The sequence below is a fragment of the Microbacterium sp. zg-B185 genome (assembly GCF_030246885.1).
Classification (GTDB): Bacteria; Actinomycetota; Actinomycetes; order Actinomycetales; family Microbacteriaceae; genus Microbacterium.
This window is the reverse complement of record NZ_CP126739.1, coordinates 3,406,349-3,421,475: the sequence shown is the minus strand read 5'-3', so window position 1 is coordinate 3,421,475 and position 15,127 is coordinate 3,406,349. Positions and strand designations below refer to the sequence as shown.

The window sequence follows — 15,127 nt, the reverse complement described above, 5'->3', positions numbered from 1 at the left end:
GTAGTGAAAATCAATGATTTATAACAACAACGATCTGAGCGCCGGCGAGCGCTGACTGGCTAGCGTGTCGTCATGACGATCGCGACTGCGGACCTGTACGACCAGCGCGGGGACGCGCTGAACTCGCTGGCACTCCAGCTGCACGACCTGGGCGGACGCACCGCATTCGACGGTCCGATCCGCACGGTGCGGTGCCATCGCGACAATGCGCTGGTCAAGGCGGTCCTGGCCGGACCGGGCAACGGCGCGGTGCTGGTGATCGACGGCGGCGGCTCGCTCGAGTCCGCCCTCGTCGGGGATGTGATCGCGGCATCCGCTGTCGATCAGGGCTGGGCCGGGATCATCGTCTTCGGGGCCGTTCGCGATCGTGCGGCGATCCGCACTCTGCCCATCGGCGTGAAGGCGCTCGGGAGCAATCCGCGTAAGAGCGCGAAGGACGGGACGGGCGAGGTGGATGTGCCGATCGTCATCGCCGGGGTGGCCTTCACGCCGGGCCGGCACGTATGGGCCGATGCGGACGGCGTGCTGGTGGAGCGGCCCGAGGAGAGCTGAGGCGCCGGCCCTCAGCCGGGCGCGGCCCTCAGGCCGCGGTGGCGGGCCTCAGGCGTCGAGGAGGATGCTGTCGGACAGCGCGCGACGCACACGGGGCGCCGACTCGCGTTCCTGAAGCGCCTCCGGCAGGTCGGCGGCGTCGCCGAGTACGCCGAGGGCGATGACGGTGACGGGGCGGAGGTTCTCGCCGAGGTCGAACCGCGCGCGCAGCGCGTCGACGTCGAAGCCGCCCATCTGGTGCACGTGGAGCCCGTCATGGTGGGCCTGCACGCTCAGGTGCGCGACAGCCTGCCCGAGATCGTACGCGGCGAAGGGCGTCGCCTTTCCGGAGGTGTCCGCGGTCTCCGCCACGGCGACGATGAGCACCGCGGCCTTGTCCGCCCATGCCTGATTGAAGCCGAGCAGACTGTCATGGATCGCGTCGTGGGCCGAGCTGCCGCGGCGGGCGACGATGAACCGCCAGGGCTGACTGTTGTTCGCCGACGGAGCCCACCGCGCCGCTTCGAGGGCGCTCGCGAGCTTGGACTCATCGATGGGAGCGTCCACCGCGAACGCGCGGGGGCTCCAACGCGCGCTGAGCACGTCGAGAACGGGAGCGTCGGTGTCGGCAGAGCGGGACAGGGTGGCAGTCATGGCGACCTCACATGTAGCGGTTCTTCGGGGGGCGGGTCGCCATTGGCCCTCAGAGTCAACCTTATTCGTCCGAATAAATTCCCGCCGCCGCGTGCGGGAACGACGGGATGCCCCGGCCGCTCCGGCCGAGGCATCCATCGTCGTCGTCGGTCAGCCGCGCAGTGCCTCCCGCAGCTTCACGCGCCCCCCCATCCGCAGCAGCGAGTTCTGGTAGATCCGCGCGCCGATCAGGATCGCGGCGATGCACGTCGCGATCAGGATGAGCAGCGACAGGATCGGTTCCCACCACTGCGCCTCGCCCAGGTATAGGCGCATCGGCATCCCGACCGGGGCGGAGAAAGGCACGTACGACATGACCGTCAGCACCAGCGGGTTGTCGTTGAAGAAGATGACCAGGAAGTACGGCGCCATGATCAGCATCGTCAGCGGCGTCGTGGTCGAGCCGATGTCCTCCTGTCGCGAGACCATCGCCGCCGCTGCGGCGAACAGCGCCGCCAGCAGGATGAAGCCGAAGAAGAAGAAGACCGCGAACCACGCGATCGGCGCGCCGAGGCCCTGCAGGATCTCACCCTGTCCGGTCACGGTCAGTCCGATCACGGCCACCGCGGCCAGCACCAGGATCTGGCCCATGGCCAGGATGGTGTTGCCCACGACCTTGCCGGCCAGCAGCGCCCGCGTCGGGATGGCCGAGATGAGCAACTCGACCACCCGCGTCTGCTTCTCCTCCACGACGCTCTGCGCGATCGTCCCGCCGAACAGCGACGCGGCCAAGAGGAAGACGATCCCGAAGCCGAGGGCGACGAGGTAGCGCAGCGCAGGGTTGGTGTCCGACGGGTTCAGCAGCTCGACCGGGGGCACCTGGGCCAGGCTCAGCAGCAGCTGGGTGGGCGCCGACGTCTCGGCGATGACCGCGACGCCGACGGGCGACGAGGGATCGCCGACGATGGCGGCGTCCACGTCTCCGCTCGTGACCAGCGCCTCGGCCTCGGCACGGTCCGCCGCATCGGTGACCTCGAGGCCGGGGACGTCCTGCACGTACGACGCGGCGTCGCTGGTGACGGCGACCGGAGTGCCGGACGAGGTGCCGGCGGAGAACCCGCCCCAGACCACCAGGGCAAGCGCCCCGAGGAACAGGATCACGGTCGAGATGACGAACGCCTTGCTGCGCAGCTTCGAGGCGATCTCACGCTCGGCGACCAGCGCGATGCTCTGCGCGGTGCTCGGCGGCCCCGGGGTGCCGACGGTGCGCGGCGACGGGTCGGTGTGCACGGTCACTGGATGACCTCCTTGAAGATCTGGGCGAGGGTCGGATGCTGTGGCGCGAAGCTCGCGACATCGCCCTGCGCGACGGCGCGGCGCAGCACGCGCTGGGTGGTCTGCTCGCTCTCGGTCTCGAACACGGCGTAGCCGCCGTCGAACTCGAGGACCTCCACGCCGGGCTCGTCGCGCAGCCAACCCGCGTCGCTGGCCGAGACCAGCTCGTACCGGCGTCGGGAGTGCTCGGCGCGCAGGGCGTCGCGGGTTCCGGCGGCGCGGATCCTGCCTCCGGCGATGATGACGAGCTCGTCGCAGAGCCGCTCGACGACATCCAGCTGGTGCGAGGAGAACAGGACGGCGGCGCCGCCTGCGGCGCGTTCCTGGAGGACGCCGGCCACGACATCCACCGCCAGGGGATCCAGACCCGAGAACGGTTCGTCCAGGATCAGCACCTGCGGTTCGTGCACGAGCGCGGCGGCGATCTGCGCACGCTGCTGGTTACCCAACGAGAGCGTCTCCACGTTGTCGCCCAGGCGCTCGCCGAGGCCGAGCTGTTCCAGGAGGACGCGCGCCCGCTCGGTGGCGTCCGCCTTCGAGTAGCCGTGCAGCCGCGCCAGGTAGACGATCTGCTCGAGCACCTTCATCTTGGGATACAGGCCGCGTTCCTCGGGCATGTACCCGAATCGACGCCGGGAGGCCGCAGTGACCTCGGTGCCATCGAGTGTGACCGTGCCGCCGTCGCCGGCGAGCACGCCCAGCACGATGCGCATCGTGGTGGTCTTGCCGGCGCCGTTGCCGCCGACGAACCCGGTGAGCCGGCCCGGTCGCACGTCGAACGACACGTCGTCCAGCACCCGCCTCCCGCCATAACTCTTCGTGATCCCTCTGAGCTCCAGCATCCTGTTCCCGTCTTTCCACTCGGCTGTCCATACGCAGCGCACGCGCATCGACAATCACGCTACGCAGACCGTCGCCGCGCGGCATCCCCCCGAGGGCGGGTTTCCGCACACGCCGGTCCACCGGCAGGGGGAGGCCTCCGCATCGGGTCAAAACGATGCAGGAATACATCTGCCCGCGCCTTCCTTGCACCGGAAGGAACGTCCACGGTGGCCCCCGCACCGGGGGTCGCCTTTGCCTGGAAGGAAACCCATGAGCGAGCGCACCATCGGCTACATCGTCGGAAGCATCTCGAGCACCTCGATCAACCGCCGCCTGGCGAAGTCCCTGGAGCGTCTCGCCCCCGAGGGCACCACCCTGGTCGAGATCCCCATCGCCGACCTTCCCTTCTACTCGCCCGACATGGACGCGGACTTTCCGCAGGTGGCGCTGGACTTCAAGCAGGCCATCGCCGACGTCGACGGCGTCATCATCGTGACCCCTGAGTACAGCCGCTCGATCCCCGGCGTGCTCAAGAACGCGCTGGACTGGTCGGTGCGCCCCTACGGGCAGGCCTCGTTCAACGGCAAGCCCACCGCGGTGATCGGCACCTCCGGCGGCGGCATTGCGACCGCTGCCGCTCAGCAGCACCTCAAGGCGATCCTCAGCCACATGAACGCCCCGACCCTGGGCCAGCCTGAGGGGTACGTGCAGACCACGCCCGGTCTGTTCTCCGAGACCGGCGAGGTCACCGATGACGCGACCGCGGCGTTCCTCGTGGCGTACCTCGACGCGTTCACCGCTCTCGTCGAGCGCTACACGAGCGAGCGCGTTCCGGCCGCCGCGTAGTCGGCGTCGTAGCGGACGGCGCATAACTCCTGCGCTCTGCGGGTCAGGTCGCACGGCGCCCTTGGCCACCCGCGGCCGAGCCCACCGGGCTCCGCGGGTCTGCCGGAGTTATGCGCCGCCCCGCCGCCCCCCGCTCAGTGAGCGCGGGCGAGGGGAGTCGCCCCCTAGGCCAAGCCGTGCCGGTGCGCGTAGACGACGGCCGCCACGCGGTCCCGCGCGCCGAGCTTCTGCAGCACGTTCGAGACGTGCGTCTTGACCGTCGCCTCCCCGATGAACAGGCGCCGGGCGATCTCGGCGTTGCTCAGCGCCTGGGCGAGCAGGTGCAGCACCTCCCGCTCCCGCTCGGTGAATGCGGGCGCGGCGGCGGTGACCGGAACACAACCGTCCGCCGGCGAACCGTCCGCCGGCACAGGGCCGGCCCGCCCGCTCGCGGGCGGATCCTCGAGCGTCGCGAAGCGCTCGATGACGCGTCTGGTCACCTCGGGGGCCAGCAGTGCGTCACCGGCGGCGGCCACCCGGACGGCGGAGACCAGTTCTTCCGGGCCGGCGTTCTTGAGCAGGAACCCGCTGGCTCCCGCCGCCAGCGCCTGGAACAGATACTCGTCCCGGTCGAACGTCGTCACGATCACGACGGCTGCCTCCAGGCCGGAGTCCCTCACGATGCGGCGCGTCGCCTCCAGCCCGTCCATGTCGGGCATCTGCACGTCCATGCAGATGACGTCGGGGCGCAGAACGGATGCCGCGGCGACCGCCTCCACGCCGGTGGATGCCTCGCCCGCCACGACGATGTCCTGTTCGGCCTCGAGGATCATGCGAAAGCCCAGCCGCATCACGGCGTGATCGTCGACGAGCAGCACCCGGATGGGCGCAGCCGCTGCGCCATCTGCGGCGTTCACCCGCTGCGCCCTCACGCGCGCACCCCGGCGGAGATCGGGATCCGCGCACGCACGAGGAAGCCCCCGCGCTCGCGCGGGCCGATCTCGATCCGTCCTCCGGAGGCCGCCGCCCGCTCGCGCATCCCGACGATGCCCAGGCCGGGCCGGGCGAACGATGAGCCGCGGCCGGAGTTGGCCACCTCCAGCTCGACGTCGGAGTCGTCGTAACGCAGCCGGACATCGGCCGCGGCACCGGGGCCGCCGTGCCGACGGGCGTTGGTCAAGGCCTCCTGCGCGATGCGGTACATGTTCACCTGCGCGAGCTCGGGAATCTCCACCGGGTCGCCGACGACGGTGAAGCTGGTGGGCAGGCCGTTCTCGCGGGCGTGGTCGATGAGGCGCGGAAGCGCTGCGAGGCTGACGGTGGACTCGGCCGGATCCGCGCCCGGCGACGTGCGCAGGGTCTCCAGCAGCTGGCGCAGCTCGGTCAGGGCCGACCGGGCCGAGGATTCGATACCCCGCAGCGCCCGGCGGGCGGCGTCGGGATCGCGTTCCAGCACCGCCCGCGCCGCACCGGCCTGCACCCCCATGGCCGAGACGTGGTGCGCGACGACGTCGTGCAGCTCGCGCGCGATCCGCACCCGATCCAGCGCCACCGCCTGGGCGGCGGTGCGCTCGCGCTCGTGTTCGAGTTCGGCGGTGCGCTGCTGCAGAACGGTGCGCTCGATCGCCGAGGCATATGCCCGATCGCCCATGTAGTAGGCGCCTCCGAAGAACGCGGCGTTCACCAGGAACTGGATGAGCATGAACGCCACGAACGGCGAGAACACCCCTACGCGCGAGAGGCCATCGTCGATCGGTGCCGTCGCCGACTGGAACGTGGTGACCAGAAGCCACCCGAACATGCCGACGATGATGAGGATGCGCACGAGGTTCGCGCGGCGGCGGTCGTCGACCCAGGCGCCGACGGTGTACACGGCGATGAACAGGGCGATGTTGCCGACGTACAGCTCGGGGACCTTCAGCGAGACGCCGACGAAGAACGCCACCGCGACGATGACCGCGGCGATCTCCGGAAACCGCCGGCGAACCGCGAGCGGACCGGTCAGCGCGACGGTGTACAGCAGTGCCCAGCTCAGGTGCGACGTGTCCTCTCCGTAGACTCCGGCCACCGACCCGAGGGCGGCGCTCAGGATCGCCCCCAGGAGCAGTCCGGCCGCGAGCCAGCCGTCGGCGCGGAGGTCCGCGGACGTCGGGCGGGGGCGGGTCGTCACCTCGGAGGGAACGGGGAGCGCGGGCATGCCATCCACGGTACGGGGGAGCCGCGGGACCGGCATCCCCCGCAGGGCGGACGACACGAACTTGCTATTGACAAGCACGCTTGCTTTTTGCAACCATGGCGTCATCAACGCGGCGGGAGCCGCAACCACCACCGGCAAGGAGAAAGCAATGACGCAGATCTTCGTCAACATCCCGACCTCCGATCTGGAGCGCGCGAAGGCGTTCTATACGGCATTGGGCGCGGACATCAATCCGCTCTTCACCGACGACAACGCCGCGTGCATCGTCTGGGACGAGAACGTCTTTTTCATGGTGCTCACGCGGGAGTACTTCGCCACCTTCACTGACAAGCAGGTGGTGGACCCGAGAACCCACGCGCAGACACTCATAGCCTTGAGCCGCGAGTCGCGCGAGGATGTCGACCGGATCCTCGAGGCGGGCCTGGCCGCCGGCGGCACCGAGCCGAACGAGGCCAAGGACTACGGATTCATGTACAGCCGGGACCTCGAGGACCCGGACGGCAACGGGGTCGAGTTCCTCTACATGGACCCGAAGGCCGCCGAGCAGGGCCCGGATGTCTACATGGCGGAGCAGGCGCAGGCGTAAGTGGGCTCGCGCAGCTACGGACAGTACTGCGGAGTCACGACGGCGATCGAGCTGGTCGGCGAGCGGTGGGCGATGCTCATCGTCCGCGACCTGCTCGTCGGCCCTCGCCGCTACACCGACCTGAAGCAGGGCCTGCCCCGGATCCCCACCAACATCCTCTCCACGCGGCTCAAGGAGTTGCAGGAGGGCGGGGTCGTGCGTCGCGTTCCGCTGATGAACTGCGGGCTCGTGTACGAGCTGACCGATTACGGGCGCCAGCTCGAGCCCATCGTGCTCGCGCTCGGCCGCTGGGGATTCCAGCAGATGGGGGAGCCGGAGCCCGGCGACGTGGTGACCGCGGATTCGCTCACCATGGCGCTGCGCACCGCCTTCCAGCCGGATGCCGCGGCCGCCATGCCGCCCGCGGACTACGAAGTCCACGTCGGCGACGTCGCGCTGCGCGTGCGGGTCGACGGCGAGCGGCTGCGGATCAGCCAGCTCGCTCCGCCGTCACCGCCCGTCGGCGGCCGCCTCCCCGAGGGCGAGCCGCAGCTCGTGTTCGCGGCGGGGCCGGGCATCCGCCGGGTCATCTCCGGCGAACTGACCCCCGCCGACGCCATCGACCAGGACCAGCTCGCCGTCATCTCCGGCGACGCGACGCTGCTGCCGCGCTTCGCGGCCACCTTCCACATCGACCCCGCCGGCAGTGCTGTCGCCGCATGAGCGCCGGCTCCGGCATCCACCCCAGGAGGGGAAATGACTGACGCAGACGGCCTCGGCCGCATCCACATCGACCTGTTCACCACGCTCGACGGAGTCGGGCAGGCACCGGGGGGACCCGACGAGGACCGCGACGGCGGGTTCCGCTTCGGCGGATGGCAGGCGCCGCTGTTCGACGAGCTGGTCGGCCGGCAGATCATGGAGGGGATGGCGGATCTGGACGCGCTGCTGCTCGGGCGGCGCACGTACGACATCTGGGCCGACTACTGGCCGTACCAGGACTCCGGGGCCGACGCGAGCATCGCGCGGCTGTTCAACTCGGTCCCCAAATACGTCGCCTCGCGCCACACGCCCGACCTGGGGTGGGCCGGATCCGCGCTGCTGCGCGGGGATCTGGCGACCGAGACGCGCGAGCTGCGCCGGCGTCACCGCCACATCCACGTGATCGGCAGCATCGATCTGGTCCAGACGCTGCTGGCCGAGCAGCTCTTCGACGAACTGAAGCTGTGGGTCTATCCGATCGTCCTCGGCCAGGGCAAGAAGGTGTTCCCCGACGGAGCCGCGCCGCATAACCTCCGACTGCTCGAGCCGGCGGTCACCTCCCCCACGGGGACGCTGCTGCTGCGGTACGGCCCGGCACCGGGAGAACCGGCCACGGGCGATATGGCCGGCGGCGCGTGATCGACGGCGCGAGCGAAGCGGCTCCTCGCCACTGGATCAGGGCTGGAAGAACTCGTTCGCCCGTCGCGTCCAGAGCAGGACCAGACCGATCAGCACCACGATGCCGGAGACGATCCCGGACCAGATCTGCGCCTGTTGCGAGAAGATCACGAACACCGCGGAGATCAGGTTCAGCACGAACACCACGGTGAGCACGATGCGCGCGCCGTTGGCTCCGCGCAGCAGCCCGATGCTCACCACGATCGTGACGATCCCCAGGACGAGCTGGACCAGGCCGAACCAGAGCGCCTGCGGAGCCATCAAGGCGGCGATCAGCAGCAGGATGCCGGCGATGATGTTCACGGCACCGGAGATCCAGGCCAGCACAGCGACGAGGGTGACCCCTCCTGGACGGGTTCCAGCCATGGCGGCGCCTTCCTGTCGAGCTTCGGGTCCTCGACGGGCGTCGGTTCGCGGTCGCTTCGGGTGTGCTTCGGGTTCGCCACACAGTAGCGGATACCGCGTGCTCGGGGATAGTGACAGGTGGGCTGATGCTCAGCCGAAGATCATCGGGCGGTCGTCATCGTCGTCCGGGGATGTCAGATCCAGGTCGACGACCACGGGTACGTGATCGCTGGGGGCCTTGCCCTTGCGCTCGTCGCGGTGGATCCTGGCGCCGGTCACGGCCCCGGCGAACGCATGCGAGCCGAGGATGAAGTCGATGCGCATGCCCTCGTTGCGGGGAAAGCGCAGCTGCTTGTAATCCCAGTAGGTGAATCCGGCCGGCACCAGCGGGCGGACCACGTCGGTCAGCCCGGCCGACTCGAGCGCGGCGAAGGCCTCGCGCTCCGGCGGGGACACGTGGGTCGAGAACCCCGGCACGACGGCCGGATCGCCGTTGTCGGCATCCGTGGGGGCGATGTTGAAATCGCCGACCAGGGCGAGCGCGAGGTCGGGCGTGGCCGACAGAGCGTCCGTCGCGTACTGCTGCAGCGCGCTGAGCCACTCCAGCTTGTAGAAGTAGTGCGGGTCGCCGAGCGACCGGCCGTTGGGCACGTAGAGGCTCCACACTCGGATGCCGCCGACCGTGGCCCCGATCGCCCGCGCCTCTTGCGGAGCGTCCGGGCCGATATGGTCCTTCTCAAAACCCGGCATGCCGGGAAAGGCATGCTCCACGTCGGTGAGCTGCTCGCGGCTGGCGATCGCGACGCCGTTCCACTGCGAGAACCCGTGCGCTTCGACGTGGTAGCCGGCGTCTTCGAACTGCTCGAACGGGAACTGCTCGGCCTTGCACTTGATCTCCTGCATCGCCAGGACATCGACCGATTCACGGACCGCGAAGTCGACGATCCGGTCCACCCGGGCACGGACGGAGTTGACGTTCCACGTGGCAAGCCGCATGCGGACAAGACTACGGCGACCCGCCGACGGCGGGGCATGCGGCCGAGCTCGCGACAGCGCGCCCGCCGCGGTGCGGGGCACCGCACCGCGTCCGTAAACTCGAGACCATGACCGCCGCCAGCACGCCCGAACTCGAAGCCGACCGTCAGGCGCTCATCGCGCTGATCAAGGACGAGGCCGTGTTCCACGGGGACTTCACGCTGTCCAGCGGCAAGAAGGCCACCTACTACGTCGACATGCGCAAGCTGACGCTCGATCACCGCGCCGCACCGGCGATCGGCCGGATCATGCTGGATCTGATCCGGGACATCGACGGCATCGTCGCCGTGGGCGGCCTGACCCTGGGCGCCGACCCGATCGCGAACGCGGTGATGCACGAGTCGGCGCACACCGACCGGCCGCTGGATGCGTTCGTCGTGCGCAAGGAGCCCAAGGACCACGGTCGCGGACGTCAGGTCGAGGGCGCGGACGTCGTCGGCAGGCGCGTCGTCGTGGTCGAGGACACCTCCACCACCGGCCAATCGGCGCTGAAAGCGGTCGAGGCGCTGCGTCGCGAGGGCGCGGAGCCCGTGGCGGTCGCCGTCATCGTCGACCGCAGGACCGGAGCACAGGCGGCCGTCGAAGCCGAGGGCCTGACCTGGCTCGCCGCCATCGACCTCGACGACCTGGGCCTGACCCCGCAGTAGGTGCGCTGTCGCGACGCCGCCCGCTCAGTCCTTGCGGTTGCCGCGGAAGTACTGCCACACGAAGGCGATCAGCGTTCCGACCAGGACGATCGCGGTCGCGGCGAACAGCAGCGTCTGCTCCAGCTCGTTCACGGTCGCCTGCCTGCGGCGGCGTCCAGCTCGTTCACGGTCGCCTGCCTGCGGCGGCGTCCGTGACGACTTTCGCGATCCGCGCCGCCCGCGTCTCCGGCCGGCGGGCGGAGTCCACAGCGGCGATACCGATCTTCCGTGCGGACGGCGGGAACGCGTCCCAGGCGGCGCGCGCCGCCGGAGCGGCGTCCAGCGCGGCAGCCAGGTCATCGGGCTCCCGCAGCGATTCGGCGTTGTCCAGTACGCTCCAGGCGCCGTTCTCCTTGGCGCGCTCGATCGCCCGTCGACCGGGGTCGGCCATCAGACCGCTTTCCTCGAGCAGGATCACGCGCGCCTTGTTTGTGGCCGCCCACCCGCTCGAGGGCCTTCTCGGGGCGAACCAGAGCCCGCCCGTGCGCTCGTCGAAGCTGCGCACCGGGCCGTCGATCCACCCGAAGCACAGCGCGTGCAGGATCGCGTCTTCGTAGGCGACGACCTCCACGTCCGAGCCGGGCCGAGCGCGCACCAGCCAGGCGCCCGTGGAGGTCGCGTGGTTCTGCTGGAGCCAGGCGCGCCAGGTCGCGGCATCCGGAGCGAAGACCCGCTCGCCGTCGTCGAGGGCGCCCATCAGCGCCCGCCCGTCCCCGACGCAGGCCGGCTCACAGCACGTCCGATTCGGGCAGGTCGGTCTCGATCGGCTCGGCCGACACGAGATCTGCGACGGAGTCCACCACCTCGTCCGGACGGAACGGGTACCGCTCGATCTCGGCCGCGTCGCTGATGCCGGTCAGCACCAGCACGGTGTGCAGGCCGGCCTCGATGCCCGCGACGATGTCGGTGTCCATCCGGTCGCCGATCATCCCGGTGTTCTCGGAGTGCGCGCCGATGCGGTTCAGCGCCGACCGGAACATCATGGGGTTGGGCTTGCCCACGACATACGGCTCCATGCCGGTGGCCTTGGTGATGAGGGCGCTGATCGCGCCGGTCGCCGGGACGATGCCGTTGACGGACGGACCGGTCGGGTCCGGGTTGGTGGCGATGAAACGCGCGCCGTCGGCGATGAAGCGGATCGCCTTGGTGATGGCCTCGAAGGAGTAGTTGCGCGTCTCGCCGACCACAACGTAGTCGGGGTAGGTCTCGGTGATGATGTAACCCGCCTCGTGCAGGGCAGTGGTCAGCCCCGCCTCGCCGATCACGAAGGCGCTGGCGCCGGGCGCCTGGCCCTTCAGGAAGTCGGCGGTCGCCAGCGCCGAGGTCCAGATCGAGTCTTCGGGCACCAGCAGGCCCGACGCGCGCAGTCGAGCGCTCAGATCCCGCGGCGTGAAGATCGAGTTGTTCGTCAGAACCAGGAAAGGCGTGCCCTGGTCGCGCCACTGCTGCAGCAGTTCGGAGGCGCCGGGGACGGGGGTGCTCTCGTGGACGAGAACGCCGTCCATGTCAGTCAGCCAGCATTCGATGTCGGCGCGGGTCCGCATGCGCACAGCCTATCCGTCGCGTGCGACGCGCCCGCCGCACGCCGCCCGGCCTCCGCGGGCGGCGTGCGGGCGGCAACAGTCGTAGGCTCATCCTCGTGGCGCGAGAACAGGCGTGGGACCCCGGACAGCTCCCCGACCTGACCGGTCGCACCTACCTCGTCACCGGATCCAACCGCGGGCTCGGCTATTTCGCGAGCGAGCAGCTCGCCCGTGCCGGGGCGGGCGTGCTGATGACCGGCCGGAGCCCCAATCGGCTGATGGCGGCACGCGCTGCGCTGCGGCGCAGGTTGCCCGACACGGCTGAGCGCGTGCAGACGCTGCTCCTGGACACCAGCAACCTGGGTTCGGTGCGCGCGGCCGCCGCGACCGTCGCCGCCCGCGGGCCGCTGGACGGACTCCTGCTCAACGCCGGAGTCGTGCATCCGCCGAAGACGCGCCAGACCACCGGAGACGGGCACGAGCTGGTGTTCGCGACCAACGTCCTGGGGCATTTCGCGCTCGCCGGCGAGCTGCTGACCTCGCTGGCCGCGGCATCCGGACGGATGGTGTGGCTCGGCAGCATGTCCACGTCGCTGTGGAGATACGACCCGGTCGACCCGCAGCTGATGGAGGATTACACCGGGTGGCGTGCCTACGTGCAGTCCAAGGTGACCACCGCGGCGCTCGGGCTGGAAGCCGACCGTCGACTGCGCGAGGCGGGGGTCCCCGTCACCAGCGTGGTCGCGCATCCCGGCTACTCCACCAGCGGCCGCACCCCCGGCATCCGTGGCGTGAACGAGCCCACGCGGCTCGGCCGTTTCGCGGACAACCTGCAGTTCGTCATCACGCAGTCCAAGGAGCGTGGGGCGTGGACGCTGGTGCGCGCGCTGGTCGATCCCGCCATCCAGGGCGGCGAGTTCTGGGGACCGCGCTTCGTGACGCGCGGTGAGCCGCACCGCGCCACCGCGTCCAAGATCACCCGCGACACGGCGATCGCCGGGCGCATGTGGACCTTCTGCGAGGAGGCGACGGCGGTGCGCTGGCCGTTCGCGAGGGCCGCGGCCGCGGGAGTCGCGCGCCGCTGACCCGACTGCCGGTCAGAGGCTGAGCCAGATCGCGCCGGCCGCCGCCTCGGGCAGCGCCACATCGGTGCCGTCGATTCGGAGGGTCGCGGTATCCCGCACCGTCACCTCTGCCCCGACGGCGACTCCGGCCGCCTCGACGGCTCGCAGCAGGTCGGGATCCCGGTCGCTGACCCGCAGCACCCGGCCGGAGTGTCCGGGCGCGGCGTCGGCGAGCAGGACGAACGGTTCGCGTCGCACGTGGCCGGCGGCATCCGGGATCGCGTCGCCGTGCGGGTCGAAGCGCGGGCGGCCGAGGCGTTCGTCGATGCCCTCGAGGAGCCGGTCGCTGAGCGCGTGCTCGAGCACCTCGGCCTCGTCATGGACCTCATCCCAGGTGTACCCGAACTCGCGCACGAGCCAGGTCTCCACGAGCCGGTGGCGGCGGATGGTCGCCGCCGCGCGGCGCATCCCCTCCGGACTCAGCGAGATCGGCCCGTACGGCCGGTGCGTCACCAGACCCTGCGCGGCGAGCTTCTGGACCATCTCCGTGACGCTGGAGGGGGCCAGTCCCAGCTCGGCGGCCAGTTGCGACGGCGTGATCCGATCGTCCTGCCACTCGGTGTGGTGGTAGATCGTCTTCAGATAGTCGTCGACGGCGGGGGAAGGCACGCGCCCAGGCTACTCGCCGGTGATCGCGGCGCCACGATCAGCGCTCGGATGCCGCAGCCGGCCGGCGCTCAGGCGCCCGAGAGCACCAGCCACAGCAGCAGCGCGTTCAGCCCGATCAGGAAGACGGATGCCGCAACCCCGGCCGCCGTGGTCAGCCCGCGGTTGCGGAACCGGCCAAGGGTGCGCCGCTGGGCGGTCAGGACGACGAGGGGGATCAGGGCGAACGGGATTCCGAAGGACAGCGCGACCTGGCTGAGCACCAGCGCGAGCGTGGGATCGATGCCCGCGGCCAGGATGGCGAGCGCGGGCAGCAGCGTGACCAGGCGACGTGCGATCAGCGGGATCCGCACACGGAGGAGTCCCTGCATGATCTCCGCGCCCGCGTACGCGCCGACGCTCGTAGAGGCCAGTCCGCTCGCCAGCAGTCCGACCGCGAACAGCGTCGCGACCAGGGGTCCGACTCCATCGCGCAGGGCGGCGTACGCCCCCTCGAGCGTGTCGGTGCCGTCTACGCCGGCGAGGTTCGCGGCGGCCAGCAGCAGGATGCAGAGGTTGACCGTCCCGGCGATGAGCATCGCGATGCTGACATCCCACCGCGTCGCCCGCAGAAGTCGCGCCGTCGAGATGCCGCGCTTCTGTTCGAGTTCGCCGTTCGCGCGCGCATTGCGGTCGGCGGCGGTCTCGGTGCCGGACGCGAACGCCTCGGCGCGTCCGGCACCGATCGGGGCGAACCGGTCCCGGGCCAGGGCGCTGTGGGCGTAGATGGCGTGCGGCATGATCGTGGCGCCCAGGATGGATGCCGCCAGCAGCACGGAGCCGGTGTCCTCGAAGCGGGGGACGAGCCCGCCGACGATCCCCGCCGCGTCCGGCGGAGCGATGAACACCCCGAAGGTGAAGCCGATGGCGATGATCGCGACCAGCCCGATGACCACGAACTCGAACGTGCGCGGCCCGCGCCGGGTCTGCAGCATGAGCAGGACGAGCGAGACCGTGCCGGTGATCACCCCGCCCCACAGCAGCGGGATGCCGAAGAGCAGGTTCAACGCGACCGCGCCGCCGATCACCTCAGCGATGTCGGTGGCCATCGCCACGAGCTCGGCCTGCAGCCAGTACGCGCGCCGTGCCCACGGGTTTCGGATCCGATCTCCGAGCGTCTCGGGCAGGCTCCGGCCCGTCACGATGCCGAGCTTCGCGGAGAGGTATTGGATGAGCCAGGCCATCACGTTGCCCAGCACCACCACCCACACCAGCAGGTAGCCGTAGCGGGCGCCGGCGGTCATGTTGCTCGCGACGTTGCCCGGGTCCAAGTACGCCACGCCCGCGACCAGCGCGGGACCGATCAGCCATGCGAGGCGGGCGGTGGAGCGGGGGGCACGTCCGGGCGGGCGGGCCAGGTCGAGGGCAGAAGCTTTCGGCACACCGAAACTGTAGCGGACATTTCGGGACGCCGAAATGCT

The 15,127-nt window shown here is 70.3% G+C and carries 18 protein-coding genes; 7 read left to right on the top strand and 11 right to left on the bottom strand.

Annotated elements, in window-relative coordinates; genetic code table 11:
• Positions 1-72: 72 nt before the first annotated feature.
• On the top strand, positions 73-552 hold the full coding sequence (gene rraA, locus QNO12_RS16245; protein WP_257501096.1) for a ribonuclease E activity regulator RraA: 480 nt from the start codon (positions 73-75) through the stop codon (positions 550-552).
• A 48-nt stretch (positions 553-600) separates the two neighbouring features.
• On the opposite strand, the gene QNO12_RS16240 is transcribed toward rraA, so the two are convergent.
• The 3 genes from QNO12_RS16240 to QNO12_RS16230 form a co-directional block, all read right to left on the bottom strand.
• On the bottom strand, positions 601-1,185 hold the full coding sequence (locus QNO12_RS16240) for a nitroreductase family protein (RefSeq protein WP_257501097.1): 585 nt from the start codon (positions 1,183-1,185) through the stop codon (positions 601-603).
• 150 nt (positions 1,186-1,335) lie between these two features.
• Positions 1,336-2,454: an ABC transporter permease gene (locus QNO12_RS16235; protein ID WP_257501145.1), complete on the bottom strand. Its 1,119-nt coding sequence runs from the start codon at positions 2,452-2,454 to the stop codon at positions 1,336-1,338.
• A 2-nt stretch (positions 2,455-2,456) separates the two neighbouring features.
• Positions 2,457-3,341 (bottom strand): ABC transporter ATP-binding protein, encoded by an 885-nt coding sequence (locus tag QNO12_RS16230; RefSeq protein ID WP_257501098.1) that lies wholly within the window; start codon positions 3,339-3,341, stop codon positions 2,457-2,459.
• 250 nt (positions 3,342-3,591) lie between these two features.
• Here QNO12_RS16230 and QNO12_RS16225 point away from each other — a divergent pair, with 250 nt between their 5' ends.
• The gene (locus QNO12_RS16225; protein ID WP_257501099.1) at positions 3,592-4,167 is read left to right on the top strand and encodes an NADPH-dependent FMN reductase; all 576 of its coding nucleotides are present in this window, start codon (positions 3,592-3,594) and stop codon (positions 4,165-4,167) included.
• A 164-nt stretch (positions 4,168-4,331) separates the two neighbouring features.
• Here the strand turns inward: QNO12_RS16225 and QNO12_RS16220 are convergent, their stop codons facing one another.
• Together QNO12_RS16220 and QNO12_RS16215 are read right to left on the bottom strand one after the other, a co-directional pair.
• Positions 4,332-4,997 (bottom strand): response regulator, encoded by a 666-nt coding sequence (locus QNO12_RS16220; RefSeq protein WP_374761009.1) that lies wholly within the window; start codon positions 4,995-4,997, stop codon positions 4,332-4,334.
• Between the two features lie 77 nt (positions 4,998-5,074).
• Entirely contained in the window at positions 5,075-6,343 is a 1,269-nt protein-coding gene (locus tag QNO12_RS16215; RefSeq protein ID WP_257501101.1) for a sensor histidine kinase, read from the bottom strand.
• A 148-nt stretch (positions 6,344-6,491) separates the two neighbouring features.
• On the opposite strand from QNO12_RS16215, the gene QNO12_RS16210 reads away from it, so the two are divergent.
• Genes QNO12_RS16210 through QNO12_RS16200 form a run of 3 tightly spaced genes read left to right on the top strand, consistent with a single transcriptional unit; the run spans position 6,492 to position 8,309 of the window.
• Positions 6,492-6,929: a VOC family protein gene (locus tag QNO12_RS16210; protein WP_257501102.1), complete on the top strand. Its 438-nt coding sequence runs from the start codon at positions 6,492-6,494 to the stop codon at positions 6,927-6,929.
• Complete coding sequence (locus tag QNO12_RS16205; RefSeq protein ID WP_257501103.1) at positions 6,930-7,631, top strand: winged helix-turn-helix transcriptional regulator; 702 nt, start codon at positions 6,930-6,932, stop codon at positions 7,629-7,631.
• 33 nt (positions 7,632-7,664) lie between these two features.
• Positions 7,665-8,309 (top strand): dihydrofolate reductase family protein, encoded by a 645-nt coding sequence (locus QNO12_RS16200; RefSeq protein ID WP_257501104.1) that lies wholly within the window; start codon positions 7,665-7,667, stop codon positions 8,307-8,309.
• Between the two features lie 36 nt (positions 8,310-8,345).
• On the opposite strand, the gene QNO12_RS16195 is transcribed toward QNO12_RS16200, so the two are convergent.
• Both QNO12_RS16195 and QNO12_RS16190 read right to left on the bottom strand, forming a co-directional pair.
• Positions 8,346-8,714 (bottom strand): hypothetical protein, encoded by a 369-nt coding sequence (locus tag QNO12_RS16195; protein ID WP_257501105.1) that lies wholly within the window; start codon positions 8,712-8,714, stop codon positions 8,346-8,348.
• A gap of 129 nt (positions 8,715-8,843) precedes the next feature.
• On the bottom strand, positions 8,844-9,689 hold the full coding sequence (locus QNO12_RS16190; RefSeq protein WP_257501106.1) for an exodeoxyribonuclease III: 846 nt from the start codon (positions 9,687-9,689) through the stop codon (positions 8,844-8,846).
• A 107-nt stretch (positions 9,690-9,796) separates the two neighbouring features.
• Here QNO12_RS16190 and pyrE point away from each other — a divergent pair, with 107 nt between their 5' ends.
• The gene (pyrE, locus tag QNO12_RS16185) at positions 9,797-10,375 is read left to right on the top strand and encodes an orotate phosphoribosyltransferase (protein WP_257501107.1); all 579 of its coding nucleotides are present in this window, start codon (positions 9,797-9,799) and stop codon (positions 10,373-10,375) included.
• A gap of 163 nt (positions 10,376-10,538) precedes the next feature.
• Here the strand turns inward: pyrE and QNO12_RS16180 are convergent, their stop codons facing one another.
• Entirely contained in the window at positions 10,539-11,111 is a 573-nt protein-coding gene (locus QNO12_RS16180) for a YdeI/OmpD-associated family protein (protein WP_257501108.1), read from the bottom strand.
• Between the two features lie 31 nt (positions 11,112-11,142).
• Entirely contained in the window at positions 11,143-11,958 is an 816-nt protein-coding gene (locus QNO12_RS16175) for an HAD-IIA family hydrolase (RefSeq protein WP_257501109.1), read from the bottom strand.
• A gap of 95 nt (positions 11,959-12,053) precedes the next feature.
• On the opposite strand from QNO12_RS16175, the gene QNO12_RS16170 reads away from it, so the two are divergent.
• On the top strand, positions 12,054-13,022 hold the full coding sequence (locus tag QNO12_RS16170) for an SDR family NAD(P)-dependent oxidoreductase (protein WP_257501110.1): 969 nt from the start codon (positions 12,054-12,056) through the stop codon (positions 13,020-13,022).
• Between the two features lie 12 nt (positions 13,023-13,034).
• Here the strand turns inward: QNO12_RS16170 and QNO12_RS16165 are convergent, their stop codons facing one another.
• On the bottom strand, positions 13,035-13,670 hold the full coding sequence (locus QNO12_RS16165; RefSeq protein ID WP_257501111.1) for a metal-dependent transcriptional regulator: 636 nt from the start codon (positions 13,668-13,670) through the stop codon (positions 13,035-13,037).
• Positions 13,671-13,738: 68 nt separating this feature from the next.
• Positions 13,739-15,088 carry an Nramp family divalent metal transporter gene (locus tag QNO12_RS16160; RefSeq protein WP_374761006.1) on the bottom strand — a complete coding sequence of 450 codons (1,350 nt, stop codon included), beginning with the start codon at positions 15,086-15,088 and terminating at the stop codon, positions 13,739-13,741.
• Positions 15,089-15,127: the final 39 nt, after the last annotated feature.

What these genes read in the sequence shown, in the direction of transcription:
- rraA (WP_257501096.1), top strand. Translation starts at nt 73, where the DNA reads ATGACGATCGCGACTGCGGACCTGTACGACCAGCGCGGGGACGCGCTG.
- QNO12_RS16240 (WP_257501097.1), bottom strand. Translation starts at nt 1,185, where the DNA reads ATGACTGCCACCCTGTCCCGCTCTGCCGACACCGACGCTCCCGTTCTC.
- QNO12_RS16230 (WP_257501098.1), bottom strand. Translation starts at nt 3,341, where the DNA reads ATGCTGGAGCTCAGAGGGATCACGAAGAGTTATGGCGGGAGGCGGGTG.
- QNO12_RS16225 (WP_257501099.1), top strand. Translation starts at nt 3,592, where the DNA reads ATGAGCGAGCGCACCATCGGCTACATCGTCGGAAGCATCTCGAGCACC.
- QNO12_RS16220 (WP_374761009.1), bottom strand. Translation starts at nt 4,997, where the DNA reads ATGCGGCTGGGCTTTCGCATGATCCTCGAGGCCGAACAGGACATCGTC.
- QNO12_RS16215 (WP_257501101.1), bottom strand. Translation starts at nt 6,343, where the DNA reads ATGCCCGCGCTCCCCGTTCCCTCCGAGGTGACGACCCGCCCCCGCCCG.
- QNO12_RS16210 (WP_257501102.1), top strand. Translation starts at nt 6,492, where the DNA reads ATGACGCAGATCTTCGTCAACATCCCGACCTCCGATCTGGAGCGCGCG.
- QNO12_RS16200 (WP_257501104.1), top strand. Translation starts at nt 7,665, where the DNA reads ATGACTGACGCAGACGGCCTCGGCCGCATCCACATCGACCTGTTCACC.
- QNO12_RS16195 (WP_257501105.1), bottom strand. Translation starts at nt 8,714, where the DNA reads ATGGCTGGAACCCGTCCAGGAGGGGTCACCCTCGTCGCTGTGCTGGCC.
- QNO12_RS16190 (WP_257501106.1), bottom strand. Translation starts at nt 9,689, where the DNA reads ATGCGGCTTGCCACGTGGAACGTCAACTCCGTCCGTGCCCGGGTGGAC.
- pyrE (WP_257501107.1), top strand. Translation starts at nt 9,797, where the DNA reads ATGACCGCCGCCAGCACGCCCGAACTCGAAGCCGACCGTCAGGCGCTC.
- QNO12_RS16180 (WP_257501108.1), bottom strand. Translation starts at nt 11,111, where the DNA reads ATGGGCGCCCTCGACGACGGCGAGCGGGTCTTCGCTCCGGATGCCGCG.
- QNO12_RS16175 (WP_257501109.1), bottom strand. Translation starts at nt 11,958, where the DNA reads ATGCGGACCCGCGCCGACATCGAATGCTGGCTGACTGACATGGACGGC.